Below are 21904 nucleotides of genomic sequence, written 5' to 3' on the forward strand. Positions count from 1 at the left end.
AAATTACTGCTCGGCGATCACGGTGAGCGCGGCGAACAGATCGTTGTACCGTCGCGCTCCGAGACGGGCCTTCAATTCCTCTTCGGCCAGCAGTTCTTCCCGCCGGATCCTGGCCACGAGCTTGGCGCCGAGGCTGCTCAGCCCGATGAGAATCCGCCGCCGGTCGTCGGTGGCCGCGACGCGGAAGATCAGTCCGCGTTCGGCGAGATTGTCGGCGTGCCTGGTGGCCGAGGACGGGGCCAGGCGCGCCTGCGACGCCAGCTCCGACATGGTCACGCCGTGCTCGGTGGACAGCTGGGTGAGGATCGCCCAGTGGTCGTCGGTGAGATTGTCGGCCGACAGCGCCGCGTCTAATCGGCGCACCCAATTACGCTCCGCCGAGCGCAGCGCGCCGTGCAGCGTGGAACCGCCACTTATGATGGACACCGATCGCATTCCCACCTGCCGAGAAATTCATTCGAACAATGCTGCTCGAGCTAGGCGATAGAGTACAGAATGCCCACCTTCGACGAGAGCCGGGATGAGACGATCGAGATCCTCTCGATCGTGCCTACCCAGGGCCCGGGTGGCATCATCGCCCCGTCGTGTACTGCGGCGATATCCCTGGCGGTAGACGAAATCAACAGCGGCACAGGAATTCTCGGCCGCGAGATCCGGCTCACGACCATCGACGGCGGCCGCCCGCCCGGCGTGGTCGCCACCGAAGTCGAGGCTCTGCTCGCCACCGGAATGGTCGGTGCGATCACCGGTTGGCACACCTCGGCGGTGCGGCGGGCGGTCGCCACCGCCGTCGGCGGCCGGGTGCCGTACCTGTACGCCACCGATCACGAGGGTCTGCCCGACGAACGCGCGGGGGTGCTGATGGTCGGCGAACATCCCGATCACCAGACCGTGCCCGCCGCCGCGTGGATGCGCCGTGAACTCGGGGTGCGGCGGTGGGCGGTGATCGGCAACGACTACGTGTGGCCGCGCCACACCGCGCACGCGCTGCGCCGGGCCCTGCCGACGCCCGCCGACATCGTGCTGGAACGGTATGTGCCGATGGGCACCACGGATTTCGCGAGCTTCCTGGGCGAACCGGCCCTGCTGTTCGCCGATGCCGTCCTGATCCTGATGGTCGGCGCCGACACCGCCCGCTTCAACAAGCAGTTCACCGCCGTGGGTCTGGCCGACTTCCTGCCCCGGCTCAGCCCGGCGGTGGACGAGAACGTGCTGCTCAGCGCGGGCCCCGGAGCCAACAAGAACCTGTATGTCGCCTCGAGCTTCTTCCTCGACGAGAACGACGGTCGTCGCGCCCGCTACCGCCACCACCAGGGCAAATTCGCGCCGGTGCTCACCACGTTCGGCAACTCCACCTACGAGGCGGTGCATCTGCTACGCGGCGTGGCCGACACCGTCGGCACGCTCGATGTGCCGACCGTGCGGGCGCGGCTGGCCGAAGGTCTCGCCGTGGACGGACCGGTCACCCGGCGCGGTTTCCTCGGCAATCAGGCCGTCGGTCCCACGCACCTGGCGCGGGCCGACGGGGTCGACTTCGACATCATCGACCGGTTGGATTGAGTCAGGCGTTGACGAAGCTGTCGATCACGGAGAAGAACATCCCGAGACCGTCGTCGCTCGGCCCGGTCAGCGCCTCGGTGGCGTGCTCGGGGTGCGGCATCAGGCCGACGACCCGACCGTTCGCCGAGGAGATGCCCGCGATGCCGCGCTGCGAACCGTTCGGGTTGGCACCGGCGTAGCGGAACACCACGCGGCCCTCGCCCTCGAGCTCGTCGAGCACCTGCGCCGACGCCTGGTAGCGGCCCTCACCGGACTTCAGTGGGATGAGGATCTGCGCACCCGGCTCGTAGCGCGAGGTCCAGGCGGTGTTCGTCGCCTCGACCGTCAGCCACTCGTCCCGGCAGATGAAGTGCAGGCCCTCGTTGCGGGTGAGCGCACCGGGCAGCAGCCCGGCCTCGCACAGCACCTGGAAACCGTTGCAGATGCCGAGCACCGGCAGGCCCTGACCGGCGGCGCGAACCACTTCACCCATCACCGGCGCGAACCGGGCGATGGCACCGCAGCGCAGGTAGTCGCCGTAGGAGAAGCCGCCGGGCACGATCACAGCGTCGACATCCTTGATGTCGGCGTCGGCGTGCCACAGGCTCACCGCGTCGGCACCGGCCAGGCGCACCGCGCGGGCCGCGTCGACATCGTCGAGCGTGCCCGGGAAGGTGATGACCCCGATGCGAGCACTCATGAGACCCGGACGACCTTCCAGTCCTCGATCACCGTATTGGCCAGCAGCGCCTCGGCGATCTGCTCGAGCTGGGCGTCGGAGACGCTGTCGTCCACCTCGAGCTCGAATCGCTTGCCCTGCCGCACATCCGAGATACCGGCGAATCCCAGACGGGGGAGCGCGCCGACCACGGCCTGCCCCTGGGGGTCCAGAATCTCGGCCTTCGGCATGACCTCGACCACGACTCGTGCCACGCAATGCTCCTCATGTGGTGTGGGGGTTACAGCAGAAATCCTAGTTGACCCGGCCGTCGTGCCAGCCCTCCGGGGTCTGTGGCGCTGTGCTCGATGAGGCCGACCCCCGAGGCCCCTGCGTGGACACGCTGCGCTACCTCCTCCGGCTCCACCGGGATCGGCCTAGCATCGGGGCATGCGTATCGCCCACTTCGGCCATTCCTGCGTCCTCGTGGAACTGCACGGCGCGAAAGTGCTGTTCGATCCCGGCACCTTCGCGCACGGTTTCGAGGGCATCACCGGTCTGGACGCGATCGCGGTGACCCACCAGCACCCCGACCACATCGACCCCAACCGGATCGCCGATCTGATCGACGCCAATCCGGGTGCCCGGCTGCTGTCGGACCCGCAGACCGCCCAGCAGCGCAGCGAGGGGTGGGAGCCGGTGTCGGCCGGTCAGGTGCTCGACATCGGTGACCTGCAGATCACCGGTGGCGGCGGCCGTCACGCGGTGATCCACCCCGAGCTCCCCGTGATCGACAACACCGTCTTCCAGCTCGGCACCGCCGCCGATCCCGCCCAGCTCGTGCACCCGGGCGACTCGCTGTGGGTGCCGCCGGTCCCGGTCGGCGTGCTGGCCATCCCGGCCGTCGCCCCCTGGATGCGGATCTGGGACACGGTCGACTACCTGCGCGCGGTCAACCCACGCACCGCGGTGCCCATCCACTACGGCATCATCGACCAGGCCGCCTACGGCATCTACTTCGGCCGCCTCGCCGAGATGGCCCCGGCGGGCACCGAGTTCCGGGTGATCGAACCCGAGGACCAGGGGCAGTTCTAGCGCGCGTAGGTGCTCAGGAACAACGCCTCGGCCAGCGCCATGTGTTCGATCTCGCTCGGGTCGACGCTCTCGTTCGGCGCGTGGATGAGGCACTTGGGTTCCTCGACCCCGATCAGCATGATCTCGGCCTTCGGATAGGTGTCGGCGAAGACATTGCACAGCGGGATCGAACCGCCCTGCCCTTCGGTGGTGGTCGGGCGCCCGTACGCGGTCTCCATGGCCTCGGACAGGGCGTCGCGGGCGGGTCCGTGTTCGGCGGCGACGAACGGTTCGCCCAGACCCTCCAGTTCGATGTCGAGGTTGGCGTTGCACGGGGTGTGTGCCCGCAGGTGCTTGTCCAGCAGGTCGTAGGCCTGTCGGGGGTCCGTGCCGGGTGGGATGCGCAGGTTGAGCCGGGCTCTGGCGCTCGGTTGGATCGCCGCCGACGAGCCGACCACCGCCGGCACGTCCATGCCGAGCACGGTCAGCGCGGGGCGGGCCCACAGCATGTCGGCGACGGTGCCGCCACCGACCAGGTCGACCCCGTCGAGCACACCCGCGTCGGCCCGAAAGTCCTTGGGCGGGTACTGCACCCCGGTCCACTGCTGGTCAGTGGTGAGTCCATCGATGGTGGTGTTGCCGTGCTCGTCACGCAGTGTCGACAGCAGCTGGATCATCGCCGCGAGCGCATCGGGCGCGGGCCCGCCGAACATGCCCGAGTGCACGGGACCGTCGAGCGTTTTCACGGTGACCACGACATTCACCAACCCGCGCAGCGTCTGGGTGAAGGTCGGCAGGCCGACGGCGAAGTTCCCGCAGTCGGCGACCAGGATGGCATCCGCGGCGAGCAACTCGGGGTTGGCGACGACGAACTTCTCCAGCCCGCCCGTGCCCTGCTCCTCCGAGCCCTCCGACACCACTTTGATGCCTACCGGGAAGTCCGGGCCGATCGCCCGCAGCGCCGTGAGGTGGGTGACGATATTGCCCTTGCAGTCGGCGGCCCCGCGCCCGTACCAGCGACCGTCCTTGTCGGTGAGGGTCCAGACCGGGGTTTCCCACGCGTCGTCGTCGAGCGGCGGTTGTACGTCGTAGTGGCAGTACAGCAGCACGGTCGGACTGCCGGGCGGACCGGGCTTGTGACCGATCACCGCCTGACTGCCGTCGGGCGTCTCGTGCAAGCCGACCGTCAACCCGACCGCGGTGAAGGCGTCGGCGACCCACTGCGCGGTCTGCGCGCATCCCGCCGGTGGGAACTGGCGCGGGTCGGCCACCGATTTGAACGAAACCAGTTGGGCGAGGTCCTTTTTAGCCTCGCCCATCAGCGCGGAGACCTTTGCGCGCAGTGCGTCGACATCGGGAGCGTCGGTCATAGGTCGCCTCACTTCGTCGTGTCGTCGAGATTCAGGGAGTCGAGATGCGCACGGTAGTCGGCCAGGTGCTCCGGGCAGTACACGGCGATGGCCTGGCCGACCGCCTCGGCGGCTTCCCGCGAGCCGATCACCGGACGCTGCCCCGGTCCGGCGGCGCCATTGGTGAGCGCGGCCTGGTACTTCGCCTTGATGTGGGCGGCGTCGGGGTCCTGACACACCGAACCGCCGTTGTCGCCGAGCGCCGAGGCGATGACATCCGGCTCGGGCGCGGGCAGACCCGCGGCGAGCAGATTGCTGTGCAGCTGTTCGGCTTTCGCGTTCGCCTCGTTGTTCTGATGGATCTCGTCGAAGGTGAGCACGGCGATCACCGCGAAGACGACGAGCAGAACGGCGGCGGTGATATAGATCCAGCGCGCGGGGTGACCGTGGTCTACGGCGGTACTCATCACTCGGCCTCCTGCGGAACGGCGATTTTCCAGCTTTCCCGACGATTCCGATAGAACAGATACGGAATGAGCAACCCGACGATTCCCATCCCGCCGCCGACAATGGCGACATACACCAGCGGGCTCCCGCTACCGAATTGCGAGGGCGGTACGAAACCGATGGCGAATGCCGCCACCGACGACACCGCACCGAGCAGGCACAGCGCGTACAACGCCGGAGCCCGATAACCTCGGGGATGATCCGGATCGTCGCGGCGCAATTTCGCGGCCGCGGCGAACATCAACACATACATGATGAGATACACCTGCGTGGTGATCACCGACAGAATCCAGTACGCGCTCGACACATTGGGAATCAGTGCGTAGAGCAAGGCGATGGCCGTGGTGAACACGCCCTGCGCGACCAGCATGTTCTGCTGCACGCCGTGCTTGTTGAGCCGGGTGAGGATCGGCGGGAGATACCCCTCGCTGCGCCCGATCAGCAGCAGCCCCTTCGATGGTCCGGCCAGCCAGGTGAGCATCCCACCGAGCGCGGCCGCGACCAGCGCGATGCCGACGATCGGGGTGAGGAATCCGATGTGGAAATGGCTGAAGAAGCCGTCGAACGCCTGCATAACGCCTGCGGTGAGACTCAGGCTCGCGGAGGGCACCACCCAGCTGATCGCCAGCGCGGGCAGGATGAAGATGACCAGCACCAGGCCCACCGCCAACGCCATGGCCTTGGGGAATTCCTTACCTGGGTCGCGCAGCGACGACACGTGCACCGCGTTCATCTCCATACCCGCGTACGACAGGAAGTTGTTGACGATCAACACCAGGCTCGCCAACCCGGTCCACGCGGGCAGCAGATGCGCCGAATCCATCGGCGCCGCCGAGGCATTGCCCTGCCCGAGAAAGACCAGCCCGAGCACCACCAACAGCGTGCCGGGAATCAGCGTGCCGATGATCAACCCCATGCTGGACAAGCCCGCCACCGTCTTGGTGCCGCGCGAGGACACGTACACCCCGGCCCAATAGATGGTGATGATGACGATCGCGACATACGGCCCGTTCGAGGCGAGCGACGGATGAATGATGTAGGCAAAAGTACTTGCCACATAAGCCAACAGGCTCGGATAGTAGAAAATCGTCATGGCGAACTGACACCACACCGCGAGAAATCCCAGCGGTTTGCTCAACCCGTCGCCCACCCATTTGTAGACCCCACCGTCCCAGCCCGAAGCCAATTCCGCCGCCACGAGCGATGTCGGCATGAGGAACAGAACGGCGGGAACGATGTAGAGGAAAACACAGGCCAGTCCGTAGACCGCCATTGTCGGGGCGGAGCGCAGGCTGGCCACCGAACTCGTGGTCATCAGCGCCAATGTCACCCAGGACAGGTATTTCGTGGTGGTCGCGGCTTTCGTCGCGGTGCCCGTCATCAGCGCTGCCTCCTGCTGTGCTCACACAACTAGCGGAAACCCTCGAAGAACGCTCGAGGATCGTAACCGGATGGCAGCAGTTCGACGGCTTCGAAACGGGCACGATTACAGCGCGATTGTTTGGGCGGGCGAGACCGAGGGCAGCCGATAGGCCACCGCCGCGCGCGGGTGATCGCCGATTCGCGCGCGGCGGGGGCCGGTCAGGCGGCTCTGCTCGCCGGGAGCGGCTCCCAGCGATAAACGTTGCTGCGGGCACCGTGGTACAGCGCGAGGTCGACCGCGTCGAGCACGGCTTGGCGCGGACCCGACCGCTGCAACTGCGCACCCGAGATCGCCAGGCGAAGGACACCGCCGCGCCTGGCCGTACGGGCCGCGCCCATCACCAGCGCCCGGCACCACCACGGCTCGGCCCGAAAGCCCTCACCGATGCCGTACACCCGGGAACGCTGCGCGATATTGCTCTCCAGGTCGAGCATGGTGGTCAGACCGAGGGCGAGGCGGAAACCCACCTCGGGCAGCGCGGCGAGCGCACCGGCCGAGGCATCCCAGCGCGGGGCGGCGAACAGCCGGGTACGCAACTGCACCCGCTCCATCACCCGATCGGCCGCCTTCAGCCGCAAGGTCGCTTCGTGCCGGGGCAAAGCGGCGAATTCGGCGCGCCGCGATTTGGTCGCGGCCTGGTCGTAGCCGTGCAGCACGATCGCGTCACCGGCCAGCCGCCGTCCGCGCAGCCAGGATTGCGTCGCCGGATCGTCGACCAGCCGGTACTTGCCCTTCAGCCGGGGTGCGACCAGCAGCGACAGCCGCACTCCACGCTGATCCATCAGCTCCGCGAACTCGATCGCGGCATCGCGCGTGGTATCCCGGATTCCCGAGACCGAAACGATCAGCTCGCCGTTCATGTGTCAACGATGGCAGCCTGAGATGACGACCGCGTGGTTGTGTGATGAACACCTGGCGAGCGTCTATTCGTCGGCCAGGCCGACGGTGTCGAGCACCCAGGCGTACTCGAACGCGACTTCCTTCCACTTCTCGTAGCGACCGCTCACCCCGCCGTGACCGGCGCTCATCTCGGTCTTCAGCAACACTTCGCTGTCGCCGGTCTTGGTGGCGCGCAGCTTGGCGACCCACTTGGCCGGTTCCACGTACAGCACGCGGGTGTCGTTGAGGCTGGTGATCGCCAGGATCGGCGGATAGTCCTTGGCCGCGACGTTCTCGTACGGCGAGTACGACTTCATGTACTCGTAGACGTCCTTGTCCGCCAACGGGTTTCCCCACTCGTCCCATTCGATCACCGTCAGCGGCAGCGACGGGTCGAGAATGGAGGTGAGCGGGTCGACGAACGGCACGTTGGCCAGGATGCCCGCGAACAGTTCCGGCGCCAGGTTGGCCACCGCGCCCATCAGCAGCCCGCCCGCGCTGCCGCCGTCGGCGATCAACCGGTCCGGTGCGGTGGCGCCCGCGTCGACGAGATGACTTGCGACGGAGACGAAGTCGGTGAAGGTGTTCATCTTCGACAGCGTCTTGCCCTGCTCGTACCAGAGCCTGCCCATCTCACCGCCGCCGCGCACGTGCGCCACCGCGAACACCATGCCGCGATCGAGCAGCGACAGCCGCGACACCGAGAAGGACGGATCGATGCTGGCCTCGTAGGAACCGTAGCCGTAGAGCAGCGTCGGTTTCGGGCCCGCCGGGAGTCCGCGCCGCTGCACGATCGAGATCGGGATTCGGGTGCCGTCCGAGGCGAGTGCCCAATCACGGTGCTGTTCATAGTCTTCGGCGTTGTAGCCGCCGAGCACCGGCTGCTCCTTGCGCAGCAGCAGCTCGCCGGTGGCGGGCACGTAGTCGAACACCTGCGTCGGGGTGATGAACGAGGTGACCCCGACCCGCAACGTCGGCTGCTCCCATTCCGGGCTGGAACCCGCACCGGCGGAGAACAATTCGAGGCCGAACTCGAGTTCGGTGAGCTCGCCGTAGCCCGCCGGGGTGAGCGGCCACACCGCGACGCGGGGCAGCGCGTCGCGACGGTAGCCGAGGACCAGGTGGTCGGCGAAGGCGTCGATGTCCTCCAGCCGTACGTCCGCGCGGTGCCCGATCAGGACGGTCATCCGCGACGGGTCGCTCGCCGGAGCCTCGGCGAGCACGAAGTTCTCCGCCTTCACGCCGTCGACCACGTCGTTGTGCAGGATCAGGAAGCGGTCCTCACCGCCGATCACCGCGTGCTCGGCCGAGTACTCCACGCCCTCGCGCCGGGGCAGCAGCACCCGGAACTCGCCCTCGGGGTTGTCCGATTCCAGCACCCAGCCCTCGGTGGTGATCTTGGAACCGAGCCAGATCATCAGGTACTTCTCGGAGCGGGTCGCGCCGACGCTCACCCAGTAGCGCTCGTCGGGCTCGTGGAACACCGTCACGTCCTCGCCCGCGGCGGTTCCGACGCGGTGGCGCCAGACCGTGTCGGGGCGCCAGGACTCGTCGACGGTCTGATAGAAGATGTGCGTGCCGTCCAACGACCACGTGGCCCCGGGCGCCACCCCGGCGATCTCGTCGGCCAGCAGTTCACCGGTGCGCAGGTCCTTGATGCGCAGGGTGTAGCGCTCGTCGCCGGTGCTGTCGACCGAGTAGGCGAGCAGGTTGCCGTCGTGGCTCAGTGAGAACGCGCCGAGGGAGAAGAAGTCGAGCCCTTCGGCGAGCACATTGCTGTCGAGCAGCACCTGTTCACCGTCGATGGAGGTATCGGCCTCGAGCTGCGGCGGCGTCCAGGCGTCGATGCCCCCGGCCTGCGCGTCGATCGGACAGCGGCAGTGCACGCCGTACTGTTTGCCCTCGAAACTGCGCGAGTAGTACCAGTACTCCCCCAGCCGGGTCGGCACGGACAGGTCCGTTTCCTGGGTCCGCGCCTTGATCTCGTCGAAGATCTTGTCCCGCAACGGCTGCAGCTGATCCGTGCGCGTCGCGGTGTAGGCGTTCTCGGCCTCCAGGTACGCGATGACCTCGGGATCTTCCTTGTCCCGCAGCCACTCGTACTCGTCGACGAACGTGTCGCCGTGGTGCACCCGTTCCACGGGCACCTTCTTCGCGATCGGCGCCGACACCACCGTCTGATTCTCGCCAGCCATGGGTCCACCGTAGTCGCCGACCTCGACACCGGCCCGCCAACTCGGCCGTCAGCGGATTCCGGGGGTGCTCGTCGGGGTGAGTATTTCTGCGGATGGCAGGTCGTGGCGGGGTCCGTAGCCTGCTCGCATGGGGATTCGCGGAGCGGTTCGTTCGCTTGTTGTCGCCGGTGCGGTGCTGTGCGCCTCCGGTTCGGTCGTGGTCGCGCCTGCCGTGGCGTGCGCGTGCGGCGGGGTGGTGAGCGGCGACGGTTCGGCCCGGGTGGACAGCGAGACCGCCGTGCTCGGCTGGGACGGGCGACGCGAGACCGTGCTGATGCGCTTGGGAATGCGGTTCGCCGGTGGCGACGCGGCGCTCATCGTGCCGACTCCCACCCCGGCCACGGTGTCGACCGGAAGTGCGGCCGCGTTCGCCGAGCTGTCGCGGCTCACCGCGCCGGAGGTGGTCACCGAACGCCACTGGTTCGACAGCTCGGACTACGAGAGTTCGGGCGCCGCACCGGGTTCCGGCCCGGAGGTGCTCGGCCGAGTACAGCTGGGACCACTCGAGGCGACCACCCTGCGCGGTGGCGACCTCACCGGCGTACGGGAATGGTTGTCCGCCAATGGTTATCAGCTACGCCCCGAGGTGAGCGCCACGCTCGACCCGTACCTGCGCGAGGGGTGGTCGTTCGTCGCCATGCGTCTGACGAGCACCGATCCGCTCGACGGTGCCCTCGACCCGGTCCGCCTCACCTTCGATTCCGACCGTCTCGTCTACCCGATGCGCATGTCCGCCGCGGCGACCACCCCGCAGTCGGTCCACCTCTATGTCTTCGGCGACCAGCGCCTCACTCGCACCGACGCCGACACCGAATCCCAGTCCACGATCACCGAATTCGCCTCGCCGGTGCCCGCGCTCACCGACCCCGACCTCGTCACCCTCGCCGCGGGCAAGACCTACCTGACGGAGCTGTCGATCTCCATCCCCCGACCCGCGACCATCACCACCGACTTCACCTTCGCGGTGTCTCCCACCGACGCTCCCGTGCGCGATCGCGTCGTGCGCAAGGAGTATGTCGAGCTCCTCGGTTTCCCCGCCGGGTACGTCCTGATCACCGTCGCGGCGGCGATCCTGGCCGTCGTCGGCGGCGCACTGCTGCGCCGCCGCTCGGCCCGCTAGGCCCCGAGCGCGGGCCCGATGGTCGGCCAGGAGTGGTGCAGGGCGTCCTGCCAGTAGCCCCAGGAGTGGGTGCCGACGGGGTGGTAGTCGATCTCGGCGCCGATGCCCGCGGCGGCGAGACGCTGACCGAAGGCGGCCATGCAGCCGTTGACGCCGACCTCGATGGGCCCGCCGAGCACGATGTTCTCCGGCAACTGCGGCTTGAGCTGGGCTTCGTAGGGGCCGGGGATGCCGGTCCCGGTCGACATGTAGAGCGCCTTGCCGCGCAGGTTGTCGAGCAGCTGAGCCGGGTCGTGCGCCGCCCATTCCTGGCTGCCCGGCGCGCCCCACATGTTGAGTGGATTGCCACCGCGATTGGTGATGGAGAACATCATCGCGCCCGCGGCCATGCCCATGTCCGGGCACGCGCTGTACCCGGCGACGGCCCGGTACAGGCCGGGGTTGCGGGCGGCGAGGATGTAGGCCGCGTTGCCACCCATCGACAGGCCGCCGATGGCGTTCACGCCGTTGCCGTCGAAGCGGGCGTCGATCAGGCCGGGCAGTTCACGGGTGAGGAACGTTTCCCACTTGTACCGGCCGAAGCGCGGGTCGTCGACGATCCAGTCGGTGTAGTAGCTGGCCTGCCCACCCATCGGCAGCACCACGTTCACGTGCTTGCCGCGGAAGAACGCCTCGGCGTCGGTGGCATTGGTCCAGGTGCTCTGGCCGATGCCCGGATCCAGGCCGTCGAGCAGGTAGTAGGTGCCACGCGCGCCGCCACCCGCCGGGTGCAGGACCTGCAGTTCGATATTGCGCCCCATCGCGGGCGAGGTGACGGTGATCGCGGTGCGGTTCGGGGTGAGCGCGCGCTCTCCGACGATGTCCGCGGCCGCGGCGGGTGCGGGTTGTAGAACTCCCGGACCGATGAACGCTATGGCGAATGCCAGCACTGAAGCAGCAACACCTGTACGACGCACGATCCACCCTCCATAACCGCATGCCAATGACAGTCCAAAGTAACCCACCGATGAACGTCAAGGAAGCATTCGGCGATTTGGGCGTTTCTTCAGCAAACTTTCCGGTATGGGATGACCGCTTCGTCCGAAATTGCAGTTCAGCGGGTGAGTGCGCCCCGAATCGACCCCGCGAGATAGTCCAGATCAGCGCGGGCGGGCGAGGTGGGTCGTGCGCGCAGCCCGAAGCCGTCTCCCGGCGTACGCGGAATGACGTGCAGGTGCACGTGGAAGACTTCCTGCCCGGCCGTGACCCCGTCGGCGAGAAAGAAATTCACCCCGTCGGCGGCGACCTCGCTGTCACGCAGAGCCGCCGCGATCCGCTGACCCACCTGAAAGAGCTTGCCGCCCAACGCCGGATCGAGTTCGGCAAGACTCGTCGCCGCGACCTTCGGCACCACGAGTACATGCCCTGGCGTCACGGGCCGAATGTCCATGAACGCGAGCACATCATCGTCCTCGTACACCCTGGAAGCGGGCGCCCGACCGGCGACGATATCGGCGAAGATCGTGTAGGGATTCATTCGCGCACGGTATCGAAAACGCGCAAGAGCCCGCCACCGCCGCCGCAGGGCGGGCAGTGGCGGGCTCACGCGCACGGCTCTACAGAATCGGCGAGGGCGTGTACCGCGCGGCGTCCGGGTTGGCCTCGACCAGCTTCTGCACCTGGGCGATCACCTCCGACACCTGATCGGTGGCGGCGCCGATGAACGCGGACTTGTCGGCCAGCGCGGCGTCGAGCCCGGCGCGATCGAGCGGCATCCGGTCGTCGGCGGCGAGACGGTCGAGCAGATCGGGTTCGCGCCCCTGCTCACGCATGGCGAGCGCGACGGCGACCGCGTGCTCCTTGATGACCTCGTGCGCGGTCTCGCGGCCGACCCCGGCGCGCACCGCCGCCATCAGGATGCGAGTGGTGGCCAGGAACGGCAGGTACCGGTCGAGCTCGCGCGAGACGACCGCCGGGTAGGCGCCGAACTCGGCGAGCACGGTCAGGAAGGTCTCCATCTGCCCGTCGATGGCGAAGAAGGCATCGGGCAGCGCGACGCGACGCACCACCGAGCAGAACACGTCACCCTCGTTCCACTGCGCGCCCGCCAGCTCCGCGGCCATCGAGCCGTAACCGCGCAGCACCACCTGCAGACCGTTCACCCGCTCACAGGACCGGGTGTTCATCTTGTGCGGCATGGCCGAGGAACCGACCTGACCCGGCTGGAACCCCTCGGTGACCAGCTCGTGGCCCGCCATCAGACGGATCGTGTGCGCGAACGACGACGGCCCGGCACCCAGCTGCACCAGCGCCGAGAGCACGTCGTGGTCGAGCGAGCGCGGGTACACCTGGCCCACGCTGGTGAAGACGTTCTTGAAGCCGAGGTGCGTGGCCACCTGCTGTTCGAGGGCGGCGAGCTTGCCCGCGTCACCGTCGAGCAGGTCGAGCATGTCCTGGGCGGTGCCCATCGGGCCCTTGATGCCGCGCAGCGGGTAGCGGTCGATCAGTTCGCGCAGCCGGGTCAGCGCGACGAGCACCTCGTCGGCGGCCGAGGCGAAGCGCTTGCCGAGGGTGGTGGCCTGCGCGGCGACATTGTGCGAGCGACCCGCCATCACCAGCGCCTGGTATTCGGCCGCCCGCTCACCGAGCCGCGCGGCGATGGCGACACCATGGTCGTAGACGTGCTCGAGCGAGAGCCGGATCTGCAACTGCTCCACGTTCTCGGTGAGGTCGCGGCTGGTCATGCCCTTGTGCACGTGCTCGTGCCCGGCCAGCGCGTTGAACTCCTCGATGCGCGCCTTCACATCGTGGCGGGTGACCCGCTCGCGTTCGGCGATGGAGGCCAGGTCCACGTGCTCGATGACCCGCTCGTAGTCCTCGACCACCCCGGCGGGAACGTCGATCCCTAGCTGCGACTGGGCGCGCAGCACCTCGAGCCACAGCTTGCGCTCGAGCACGATCTTGTTCTCGGGCGACCAGAGCGCGACGAGCTCCGGGCTGGCGTATCGGGTGGCGAGGACATTCGGGACGAGGCTCACGAGCACTCAGTCTAGTTGCCTGACCCGTTCGCCCTGCTGGGGCATCATGTTGGGCACCACGGGCGGGGCGACGATGTCGATCATCTCGAGCAATCCGGCTCGGGCGGGGCGGCGCGGTTCGGGGTGTCCCTCGATCAGCGCGGCGACGACGGCACCGTCGACGACGGCGACGAGCCTGCGTAACTGCTCGGGGCGCACCACCCGGTCGGAGCGGCGCAACACGTCGGCGAGCAGGTCTTCGAGCTGGGTGCGTAGTCGCAGCTGCACCTCGCGTAGCTCGGGGTGCCGCGCGGAGGCGACCGACCGTTCGTAGCGGGCGATCAGTTGCCCACGGGCGTCCAGGTCGCTGTCGTCGGGGCCGACCAACAGGTCGAGCACCAGGTCGACCGTCGCCTCGGTACCGCGTCGGCGGTGGCTCACATCGCCGACGCGGCGGCGCATCGCGTCGAGCTCGCGGGCGCCGCTGAACTCGACGGCGCTGGCGATCAGATCTTCCAGGGAGGCGAAGTAGTACGTGGTGGACGCGAGGGGAAGATCGGCTCTCGAGGCCACCGAACGATGTCGCACGGCGTCGAAGCCGCCTTCGAGCAACAGTTCAGCCGCCGCCGCCACCAGAGCCTGGCGACGTCGTTCGCCTTTCGGAGTCGTCGCGGTGGTCACCGTGCCATCGTGCCAGTCATCATCAGTTCAACCGTGCGCAATCGTCATCGGGGAAAGCTGGGAATTCGGGATATCTGAGTTTTACCGCATCCCGGCACCGATGTGTTCGTACTAGGGAAAGTTGTTGTGCGACATCACGGTTGACAACCGGTCCAGCGCTGCGGAAATGTCGTTTGTGGCGCCTGCGAAGGAAAAGCGAATCGTGCGAAGACCGCGCTCGGTATCGAAGTCGAGACCCGGTGCCACGGCCACTCCCGTTTCGGCGAGAACCCGCGCGCACCACTCCAGTGAATTACTGGTCAAATGACCGATATCGGCATAGGCGTAGAAGGCGCCATCGGCCGGTGCCAGATCGGTGATGCCGAGCGCGGGCAAACCCTCGAGCAGTAGGGCCCGATTGGTCGCGTACCGACGCACGTGCCCGTCGAGTTCCTCCTTGGCCTCGGGACCGAAGGCGTGCACCGCCGCGTACTGCGAGATCGCGGGCGGACATACGGTCATGTTCGACGCCAGCCGCTGCAACGCGGGACGCAGGTGGGCGGGCGCGAGCATCCAGCCCAGTCGCCACCCGGTCATCGAGAAGTACTTCGACACCGAGCCGATCACCACCGCGTCCCGGGAGAATTCCCACGCCGAGGAGGTCGGTGTGCTCGCGCCCGCGTAGGTTATGCCGTGGTAGATCTCGTCGGAGATCAGCAGGGTGCCGTGCGTTTCGCACCAGCGGGCGATGGCCGCCAGCTCCGCCGGGTCGATCATCGTTCCGGTCGGATTCGCCGGGCTCGCCAGCACCAGTCCGGCGGGTGGTTCCGCGAGCGCCTCCAGCATCGCAACGGTCGGCTGGAAACGGGTCTGCGGTCCGCAGTCGAGTTCGACGACCCGGCAGCCGAGGGCGGTGAGTGTGTTGCGGTAGGCCGGGTAGCCGGGCCGGGCGACCACCACGGTGTCACCCACGTCGAAGGCGGCGAGGAAGATCAGCGTGAACGCGCCCGACGACCCGGTGGTCACCACCACCTCGTCGGGGTGCACATCGTAGCCGTAGGTCTCGCTGTGATGGCCCGCGATCGCCTCGCGCAGCGGCAGGATCCCGAACGTCTCGGTGTAGCCGAGCAGCTCGTGATCGATCGCCGCCCGTGTCGCCCGCAACACCGGAGCGGGCGCCTGCGTGGACGGCTGGCCCGCCGCCAATACCAGCACATCACCGTGTGACCTGGCCCGTTCGGCGGCCGCCTTCCAGACATCCATCACGTAGAAGGGCGGGATGGTCGATCGTAGCGATTCTCTGGACACCCGAGAGACGGTAGATCACCCGATCGCGCGCCTGCGCGGATATGGTCGGCACAATGGCTCCGACAGCGAGTACGCAGGCACCGACGCCCCGGTCAGTGGGGCGCCGGGCAGGGTCGTGGGGGGCGGTATGAGGCGAGCTGAGACGGGCGAGGTGCACGACCTCGCGTCCGGTAGGAGTGCGGCTGTAGGTCCTAGCAATGGGGCGCAGGTCCAGGGCGGCCGGACGGCCGTGCCGGGGAGCAGCGATGCCGAGTCCTGCGCAGCCACCGAGTCCGGCGCAGCCACCGAGTCCCGCGCAGCCACCGAGATCGGCGCGGCAACCGAGATCGGCTGCACCGCCTTCAAGGTGGGGGCAGACGAAGCGGCGACTAACCCCGAGCGCGCGACAAAGCCGACCGCCGATGCCGCCTGCCCAGTCGCAACCCCCGCGACCATCACCGCAGAGCAATCGACCGAGCCGGAGTCGGCCGACGATGCGGAGATATCCCTTCCGCCGAAGACGCTGGGCGCCTTGGCCGCTCGCCGCGTGAGCATGAACGGGCGTGTGTTGCGGGCTGATTGGCGTCAGCACCTGCCCGCACGGGTTCCGCTGCGGGAGCGGTCGGCGGCATGGGTCGCGAAGCATCCGATGCTCGGGGAGATCGCGGCCGATGTGCGTCGCGGTGACATGCGGAAAGCGTTCTGGGAGCGCCCGTCTCGGCGGGCAGCGGCCCTGTGGGCACGCAGGCCGAGTAGCGAGCGGGTGCGTGCGGTGCTCATCGAGCGGCGTGTGCTCATCGCGGGAGTCGCGGTCGTCGCCGTGCTCGTCGCGTCGGACGGACAGTTCAACGGGCTGGTCGACCGGCCGCTCGCCCCGGGCGAGGCCCAGCGTGTCGCCTTCGCCTATCCCCCGCAGATCCCGCCCAACCCGCAGTCGGTGCGCCGCCTGCTCGTCGCCATCGACAACGGCGAGAAGCGTCGCGAGGCCGCGGTGGTCGCCGCCGCGGCCCGCGCCACCCTGGAACGGGCCAAGGCCGAGGCGGCGGCCGCGTCGTCGGGCCAGTGGCAGGACTGGATGGGCGAACGCGCCCCCGTGGTGCCCGGCGTCCTCGTTCCCGGCGCGAGCACCCCCTCGATCGGCGGATTCAGCCTCCCCGCCAAGGGCCTGTTCACCTCCGGCTTCGGTTCACGCTGGGGAACCATGCACCGCGGCATCGACATCGCCGGCCCCATCGGCAGCCCCATCTACGCGGTCGCCGATGGCACCGTCGTGGAGGCGGGCCCCGCCCAGGGCTTCGGCCTGTGGGTCCGCATCCGCCACGACGACGGCACCATCAGCATCTACGGCCACATGTACGACTTCTTCGTCTCCCCCGGCGAACGCGTCCCCGCAGGCATGCAGATCGCGCGCATCGGCAACCGAGGCGACTCCACCGGCCCCCACCTACACTTCGAAATCGTCCAGAACGGCCAACACGTCGACCCCCAAGCCTGGCTGGCCCGCCACGGCCTCAGCCTGACCTGATCTCAGGCCAGCGCTTCCTCGACCGTCTCCGCCGTCAGAATCTGATCGGCCCACCGCTCGAGGTCGCCCATGTCGGCCGCACGCACCCGCGCGATCGTCGCCTCGGACGGCGTGCCGAACTTACGATCCAGCTGACGAAGCAGTGTCTTCGCCGCGCCCCGAACCTCCAACATTTCAGCGGTAGTCACGACAGCCTCCCTTACCTGCGGCTCGAGTCGATCGAGCAGCGGATTCAGACTCGATGGATTCGTCTCGCTGACAGTCATAATGTACTCCACCACCGCCCGCAGGTCACGGTGCCCATTCGGGGCAGCGAACATCGCCGAAATGTCGTCGACCAGCGGCAACAACCGCTCGCCCGCGTCGGTACGACCCGGCGCCACCGACAGGACGTACAGCAGCACCACGACGGCGGGAGTCATCTCACGCTTGCGCAAGGCCGCGAGATCGGTGGCGGCGATATCGTCGACCAGATAGCGCATCCTCGGAACGAGGTCACCGAGAGACTTTCGAACGCTCGGCGTGAGTCCGAAAAGTTCGGACAGCTCTGTATGTTCCCTAGCCATCGACCTCCACCGAGAAGAGCATGTCGCCATACCGGGGGTCGAGATGATCGGAAACGAAACCGGACGGCAGCGCCCGCAAGGTCGACCAATCCGCCTGCACGACAAAGGCTTCCGGCAATGCGGAACGAAGCTCGGCCGTCGCGTTCTCGGGCTGGCCGAGAATACGACGGCACAGCGCGTCATGCGGGCTCGTCGGCCGCTCAGGCATTGCCACACCGTACGCCGACGGTGTGGCAAAACCAATCCGGCCAGGCGAGAGCTACCGTGAATAGTGTTGCCCGTAAATAGCTTTCACGCCTACTCGGCGGACGCCCGTTCCGGGACAACGACTTCGGTGGCGCCGATGTCGGTGCGGAAGTGACTGCCGGGGAGCTTGATCTTGGCGAGGCGGGCGTAGGCGCGTTCGCGGGCCTCGGCCAGGTTTTCGCCGATGCCGACGACATTGAGGACGCGGCCACCGGCCGAGAGGAGGGCCTTGTCCTCGCGCAGGGCCGTGCCCGCGTGCAGGACGAGGGTGTCGCCGTCGAGGGCGCCTTCCTCGGCGCCGGTGATGACATCGCCGGTGCGCGGGCGGGCCGGGTAGTTCTCGGCGGCGAGAACGACCGTGATCGCCGCACCGTCCTTCCAGCGCGGCGGTTCGACCTCCGCGAGTCGGCCGGTTGCGGTGGCGTGCAGCAGTTCGGCGAACGGGCTGTCGAGCAGTGCGAGCACCGCCTGGGTCTCGGGATCGCCGAAGCGGCAGTTGAATTCGACGACGGCTGGACCGTTCGTGCCGACCGCCAGACCGGCGTACAGCAGCCCGGAGAACCCGCTGCCACGCCGAACCAGTTCGGCCGCAACGGGTTTCACGACATCGTCGACGATCTCGGTGAGCGTCTCGGCGGGCAGCCACGGCAGCGGGGTGTAGGCGCCCATGCCGCCGGTGTTGGGGCCCGCGTCACCGTCACCGACGCGCTTGTGATCCTGGGCGGGCAGCAGCGGTACCACGGTCTCGCCGTCGACCAGGCAGAACAGCGACACCTCCGGCCCGTCGAGGAACGACTCCAGCAGCACCGGATGCCCCTGCTCGAGCAGCTCGGCGCCGTGATCGCGGGCAGCCCGGCGATCGGCGGTCACCACAACACCCTTGCCCGCGGCCAGGCCGTCGTCCTTGACCACCCAGGTGGGGCCGAAGCGGTCGAGCGCGGCATCCAGGTCGGCCGGGTTGTCGACGATCTCGCTGTGCGCGGTCCGCACACCAGCCGCCGCCATCACATCCTTGGCGAACGCCTTCGACCCCTCGATCCGCGCCGCGTCGGCCGACGGGCCGAACACGGGGATCCCGGCCGCGCGCACCGCGTCGGCCACGCCGAGCACCAGCGGCACCTCGGGCCCGATCACCACCAGGTCGGCGGCGACCTCTCGGGCCAGCGCGGTCACGTCCTCGGCCGAGCAGGGATCAACCGGCCGCAGCTCCGCCTGCTGGCCGATACCCGGGTTTCCCGGGGCAGCGATCACCGCCGTGACCGACGGATCCCGGCGCAGGGCCAGGACGAGGGCATGTTCACGGGCTCCGGAACCGATGACGAGTACGCGCACCGCAACAGATTAGTCGCGCCGCCGCGCGCCCACTCGCGACCCCCTGATCCCGACATCTGCCCGTTCACCACAGTTCACCCTGGCCGTATCGGGTCGGCTTGGGCCACAATGGAACCAACGGCGGAAGCGGGGGACGATCGTGGGCTTGCTCGACGGCATGATGGGCAACGCGGGTCGCATCGACCCCGCCGCCGCCCAGCAGGAGTACGCCAAACTGTTCGGCCAGGGCGAGCAGGTGTACGCCGCTTACATCCTGGTCCGCGACGCGATGTTGTTCACCAACCGCCGTCTCATCCTGATCGACAAACAGGGCGTCACCGGCCGCAAGGTGAGCTACCACAGCATCCCGTACCGGTCGATCACCCACTTCGCCGTCGAAACAGCGGGCACCTTCGACCTCGACGCCGAGCTCTACATCTGGCTCAGCGGCAGCCACGACCCGGTGAAGCAGCGATTCAACCGTCAGGTCGACATCTACGAGGTACAGGCCATCCTGTCCCACTACGTCGCCGTGTGAGTCACTTGTAGTAATACCAGTATCCACCCAAGTGGACATAACTTGTATCACCACTACCACTTCCGTCCGGATTTCGGCCGGAGGGGACATAAATAAACCCGTTGCCGACACCCTGATAGCCCTTCGGAAAATGAAACTCACATTCTCCGTCCGGCTCGTCTTCTACATGGTGGAATTCATACTGCCCGATCAGTGCGGCGGGGTCGCCGGACGTCGCATCCCTGTACTGGGAGCCCAGTCTTTCACATTCGGCTGCGGCACTTTCCATATCACCTCGCGACATCTTCCAGCCGATTCGACCAGGTACATAGAACTCGGTCAGCAACACGGTGATGATCACGCACAGCGGCAGAACCGAACTCCAGCGCCACCACCCCGAATACCGCAGGGCAGAAATGATCGACATTACGAGCCACACCATGATCGGAACGGCAGCGGCCACCCCTGCCCAAAACTCGACCTCGTCATCATCGAAAACCTTGTAGCACGCCCACAAAAACCATGCGCAGCTAGCGAGCGTCGCGACCGTGGCCACCGATATCGGAATTTTCCAAACCATCGGCAGAGGTGGCCGCTGGGGATCAGACTGTTCCATCGTTATGCCGATGCTCCGTATTTCCGTTCGCCGAACTCTCATTCACCAGCGTGTACATCTGGCAAGCGAACCTCCCCGCCATAATCGTGCCGACAGTACTGTAATGCAGGACCGTCGACCCGTCAGGCGATGCTCGGCGGTCGATCCGTCGCGGGCCACCTGCCCGAGCACTCATGCGGCCCCATGACCACGCCCTTGACACCCGACCGCGAACCAACCCGAGCCGGGGTGCGTCGCAGATCGATGTTGGCCTGGCAGACAACACCGGGAGGTGACCACTCGCTCTCGACGTCAGCCGTCGGGGGCGCCCGAGGCGCATTAGGCTCGCTCTATGGCATCCGTTTTCAGCGCGATCATCGCAGGTCAGATTCCGGGTCGGTTCGTCTGGGAGGACGACGAATTCGTCGCCTTCCTCACCATCGCCCCAGTCACCCAGGGCCACACCCTCGTGGTGCCCCGCGCCGAGATAGACCAGTGGCAGGACATCGACCCCGCCGTGATGGCCCGCCTCACCGGGGTCGCCCAGAAGATCGGCCGAGCCGTGCGCGCCGCCTTCGACGCCCCGCGCGCAGGCCTGCTCATCGCCGGTCTCGAGGTCCCCCACCTGCACACCCACGTCTTCCCCGCCTACTCCATGGGCAACTTCGACATCTCAGGAGCCGACCCCTCCCCCACCACCGAATCCCTCGACGAAGCCCAATCCAAGATCAAAGCCGCCCTCCGCGACCTGGGCTACGGCGCCAACGTCCCGGACTGATCGCCTCCGGTGCCCGCCTCCACGCGGGCATCACCGCACAGCGGATGGAACCGAAGTGGGGTGGCGTGCGTCCAAAGATATCGAGTGGTTCTGTGCGAAGAGGAGAGACGATGCGACTGGTGGGGTTCGCCGCGGGGGTGGGCGTTGTGCTCGTGCTCTCCGGGTGTGGGCAGAGTGTGGACGGGCAGCCCGAGGTGAGTGGGGCTCCGCTCACGAAGGAGCAGTTGTTCGATCCGTGCACGGTGCCGGAGAGTGCGTTGGTCGCGGCGGGGGCTGATCCCGCGTCCAAGGACGACAATCCGTTCTCGGTGCCGAGGGCTGAGTGGAAGGGGTGCGGATGGCGTGCCAGCGACTTCTTCATCTCGATCTTCTCGACCACCTACACGATGGAGAAGTTTCGGGAGAACACCCTCCTTCGCGATTTCCAGGAGGTGACTGTCGAGGGGCGAGCAGGCAGCCAATACCTGATCGGAGACAGAAATCCACCGGAGGAATGCGGGCTGGTCTTCGCGTCCGGCCAAGGCACCATAACCCTGCAATCGAGTAAGGCCTCCAGCAGCGATTCGACGGTTGATCCATGTCTGGTTCTGAACAATGCTGCCCCGCACTTCGTTGAAGTGCTTCCGAAGTAGCAACGTCA

24 protein-coding genes are annotated in these 21904 nt (G+C 67.5%); 7 read left to right on the plus strand and 17 right to left on the minus strand.

The window, feature by feature from the left end:
- Positions 1-3: 3 nt before the first annotated feature.
- Positions 4-435 (minus strand): MarR family winged helix-turn-helix transcriptional regulator, encoded by a 432-nt coding sequence (locus tag NC7_RS24760; protein WP_067987221.1) that lies wholly within the window; start codon positions 433-435, stop codon positions 4-6.
- 60 nt (positions 436-495) lie between these two features.
- On the opposite strand from NC7_RS24760, the gene NC7_RS24765 reads away from it, so the two are divergent.
- Entirely contained in the window at positions 496-1560 is a 1065-nt protein-coding gene (locus NC7_RS24765) for a substrate-binding domain-containing protein (protein WP_067987225.1), read from the plus strand.
- A 1-nt stretch (position 1561) separates the two neighbouring features.
- Here the strand turns inward: NC7_RS24765 and purQ are convergent, their stop codons facing one another.
- Entirely contained in the window at positions 1562-2239 is a 678-nt protein-coding gene (gene purQ, locus NC7_RS24770) for a phosphoribosylformylglycinamidine synthase subunit PurQ (RefSeq protein ID WP_067987227.1), read from the minus strand.
- Positions 2236-2472, minus strand: a complete 237-nt coding sequence (gene purS, locus NC7_RS24775) for a phosphoribosylformylglycinamidine synthase subunit PurS (protein WP_056818769.1) — start codon at positions 2470-2472, stop codon at positions 2236-2238. The genes purQ and purS overlap by 4 nt, the downstream gene beginning before the upstream one ends.
- Before the next feature lie 175 nt (positions 2473-2647).
- Between purS and NC7_RS24780 the strand changes: the two genes are divergently transcribed.
- Complete coding sequence (locus NC7_RS24780) at positions 2648-3292, plus strand: MBL fold metallo-hydrolase (RefSeq protein WP_067987230.1); 645 nt, start codon at positions 2648-2650, stop codon at positions 3290-3292.
- Here the strand turns inward: NC7_RS24780 and NC7_RS24785 are convergent.
- The 5 genes from NC7_RS24785 to NC7_RS24805 all read right to left on the minus strand — a co-directional run bounded on the left by NC7_RS24785 (position 3289) and on the right by NC7_RS24805 (position 9624).
- Complete coding sequence (locus NC7_RS24785) at positions 3289-4641, minus strand: dipeptidase (protein WP_067987233.1); 1353 nt, start codon at positions 4639-4641, stop codon at positions 3289-3291. The genes NC7_RS24780 and NC7_RS24785 overlap by 4 nt on opposite strands.
- 8 nt (positions 4642-4649) lie before the next feature.
- Positions 4650-5087, minus strand: a complete 438-nt coding sequence (locus tag NC7_RS24790; RefSeq protein WP_067987236.1) for a hypothetical protein — start codon at positions 5085-5087, stop codon at positions 4650-4652.
- A complete protein-coding gene (gene gadC / locus NC7_RS24795; RefSeq protein WP_067987240.1) occupies positions 5087-6508 on the minus strand; it encodes a glutamate/gamma-aminobutyrate antiporter GadC in 1422 nt (473 codons plus the stop codon). Before gadC ends, NC7_RS24790 begins: the two co-directional genes overlap by 1 nt.
- Positions 6509-6708: 200 nt before the next feature.
- On the minus strand, positions 6709-7410 hold the full coding sequence (locus NC7_RS24800; protein WP_067987241.1) for a DUF2334 domain-containing protein: 702 nt from the start codon (positions 7408-7410) through the stop codon (positions 6709-6711).
- A gap of 63 nt (positions 7411-7473) precedes the next feature.
- Positions 7474-9624 carry a S9 family peptidase gene (locus NC7_RS24805; RefSeq protein ID WP_067987243.1) on the minus strand — a complete coding sequence of 717 codons (2151 nt, stop codon included), beginning with the start codon at positions 9622-9624 and terminating at the stop codon, positions 7474-7476.
- Positions 9625-9751: 127 nt separating this feature from the next.
- On the opposite strand from NC7_RS24805, the gene NC7_RS24810 reads away from it, so the two are divergent.
- Entirely contained in the window at positions 9752-10783 is a 1032-nt protein-coding gene (locus NC7_RS24810; protein WP_084458775.1) for a DUF2330 domain-containing protein, read from the plus strand.
- On the opposite strand, the gene NC7_RS24815 is transcribed toward NC7_RS24810, so the two are convergent.
- The 5 genes from NC7_RS24815 to NC7_RS24835 form a co-directional block, all read right to left on the minus strand.
- Positions 10780-11712 (minus strand): alpha/beta hydrolase, encoded by a 933-nt coding sequence (locus NC7_RS24815; RefSeq protein WP_236573237.1) that lies wholly within the window; start codon positions 11710-11712, stop codon positions 10780-10782. The two genes, NC7_RS24810 and NC7_RS24815, sit on opposite strands and share 4 nt — an antisense overlap.
- Before the next feature lie 164 nt (positions 11713-11876).
- Positions 11877-12299: an HIT family protein gene (locus NC7_RS24820; protein WP_067987246.1), complete on the minus strand. Its 423-nt coding sequence runs from the start codon at positions 12297-12299 to the stop codon at positions 11877-11879.
- A 79-nt stretch (positions 12300-12378) separates the two neighbouring features.
- Complete coding sequence (purB, locus tag NC7_RS24825) at positions 12379-13800, minus strand: adenylosuccinate lyase (RefSeq protein ID WP_067987325.1); 1422 nt, start codon at positions 13798-13800, stop codon at positions 12379-12381.
- A 6-nt stretch (positions 13801-13806) separates the two neighbouring features.
- On the minus strand, positions 13807-14460 hold the full coding sequence (locus NC7_RS24830; RefSeq protein WP_067492301.1) for a TetR/AcrR family transcriptional regulator: 654 nt from the start codon (positions 14458-14460) through the stop codon (positions 13807-13809).
- A gap of 111 nt (positions 14461-14571) precedes the next feature.
- Positions 14572-15702 (minus strand): pyridoxal phosphate-dependent aminotransferase, encoded by a 1131-nt coding sequence (locus tag NC7_RS24835; RefSeq protein WP_067987250.1) that lies wholly within the window; start codon positions 15700-15702, stop codon positions 14572-14574.
- A 673-nt stretch (positions 15703-16375) separates the two neighbouring features.
- On the opposite strand from NC7_RS24835, the gene NC7_RS24840 reads away from it, so the two are divergent.
- Positions 16376-17251, plus strand: coding sequence for a M23 family metallopeptidase (locus NC7_RS24840; protein WP_407940372.1), 876 nt, complete (start codon positions 16376-16378; stop codon positions 17249-17251).
- 2 nt (positions 17252-17253) lie between these two features.
- Here the strand turns inward: NC7_RS24840 and NC7_RS24845 are convergent, their stop codons facing one another.
- The 3 genes from NC7_RS24845 to purD form a co-directional block, all read right to left on the minus strand.
- Positions 17254-17733, minus strand: a complete 480-nt coding sequence (locus NC7_RS24845) for an RpnC/YadD family protein (RefSeq protein WP_067987253.1) — start codon at positions 17731-17733, stop codon at positions 17254-17256.
- A gap of 76 nt (positions 17734-17809) precedes the next feature.
- Positions 17810-18025: an Rpn family recombination-promoting nuclease/putative transposase gene (locus NC7_RS28720; RefSeq protein ID WP_084458776.1), complete on the minus strand. Its 216-nt coding sequence runs from the start codon at positions 18023-18025 to the stop codon at positions 17810-17812.
- An 89-nt stretch (positions 18026-18114) separates the two neighbouring features.
- Positions 18115-19395: a phosphoribosylamine--glycine ligase gene (purD, locus tag NC7_RS24850; protein WP_067987255.1), complete on the minus strand. Its 1281-nt coding sequence runs from the start codon at positions 19393-19395 to the stop codon at positions 18115-18117.
- Between the two features lie 139 nt (positions 19396-19534).
- Between purD and NC7_RS24855 the strand changes: the two genes are divergently transcribed.
- Entirely contained in the window at positions 19535-19912 is a 378-nt protein-coding gene (locus tag NC7_RS24855) for a PH domain-containing protein (RefSeq protein WP_067987258.1), read from the plus strand.
- Position 19913: 1 nt separating this feature from the next.
- On the opposite strand, the gene NC7_RS24860 is transcribed toward NC7_RS24855, so the two are convergent.
- Positions 19914-20507 carry a hypothetical protein gene (locus NC7_RS24860; protein ID WP_157102165.1) on the minus strand — a complete coding sequence of 198 codons (594 nt, stop codon included), beginning with the start codon at positions 20505-20507 and terminating at the stop codon, positions 19914-19916.
- A gap of 331 nt (positions 20508-20838) precedes the next feature.
- On the opposite strand from NC7_RS24860, the gene NC7_RS24865 reads away from it, so the two are divergent.
- Complete coding sequence (locus NC7_RS24865; RefSeq protein WP_067987264.1) at positions 20839-21264, plus strand: HIT family protein; 426 nt, start codon at positions 20839-20841, stop codon at positions 21262-21264.
- A gap of 110 nt (positions 21265-21374) precedes the next feature.
- Positions 21375-21896, plus strand: coding sequence for a DUF3558 domain-containing protein (locus tag NC7_RS24870; protein WP_067987267.1), 522 nt, complete (start codon positions 21375-21377; stop codon positions 21894-21896).
- The last annotated feature ends 8 nt before the right edge of the window (positions 21897-21904 follow it).

It is taken from the genome of Nocardia caishijiensis NBRC 108228, assembly GCF_001612825.1.
In the GTDB taxonomy this organism is placed as follows: Bacteria; Actinomycetota; Actinomycetes; order Mycobacteriales; family Mycobacteriaceae; genus Nocardia; species Nocardia caishijiensis.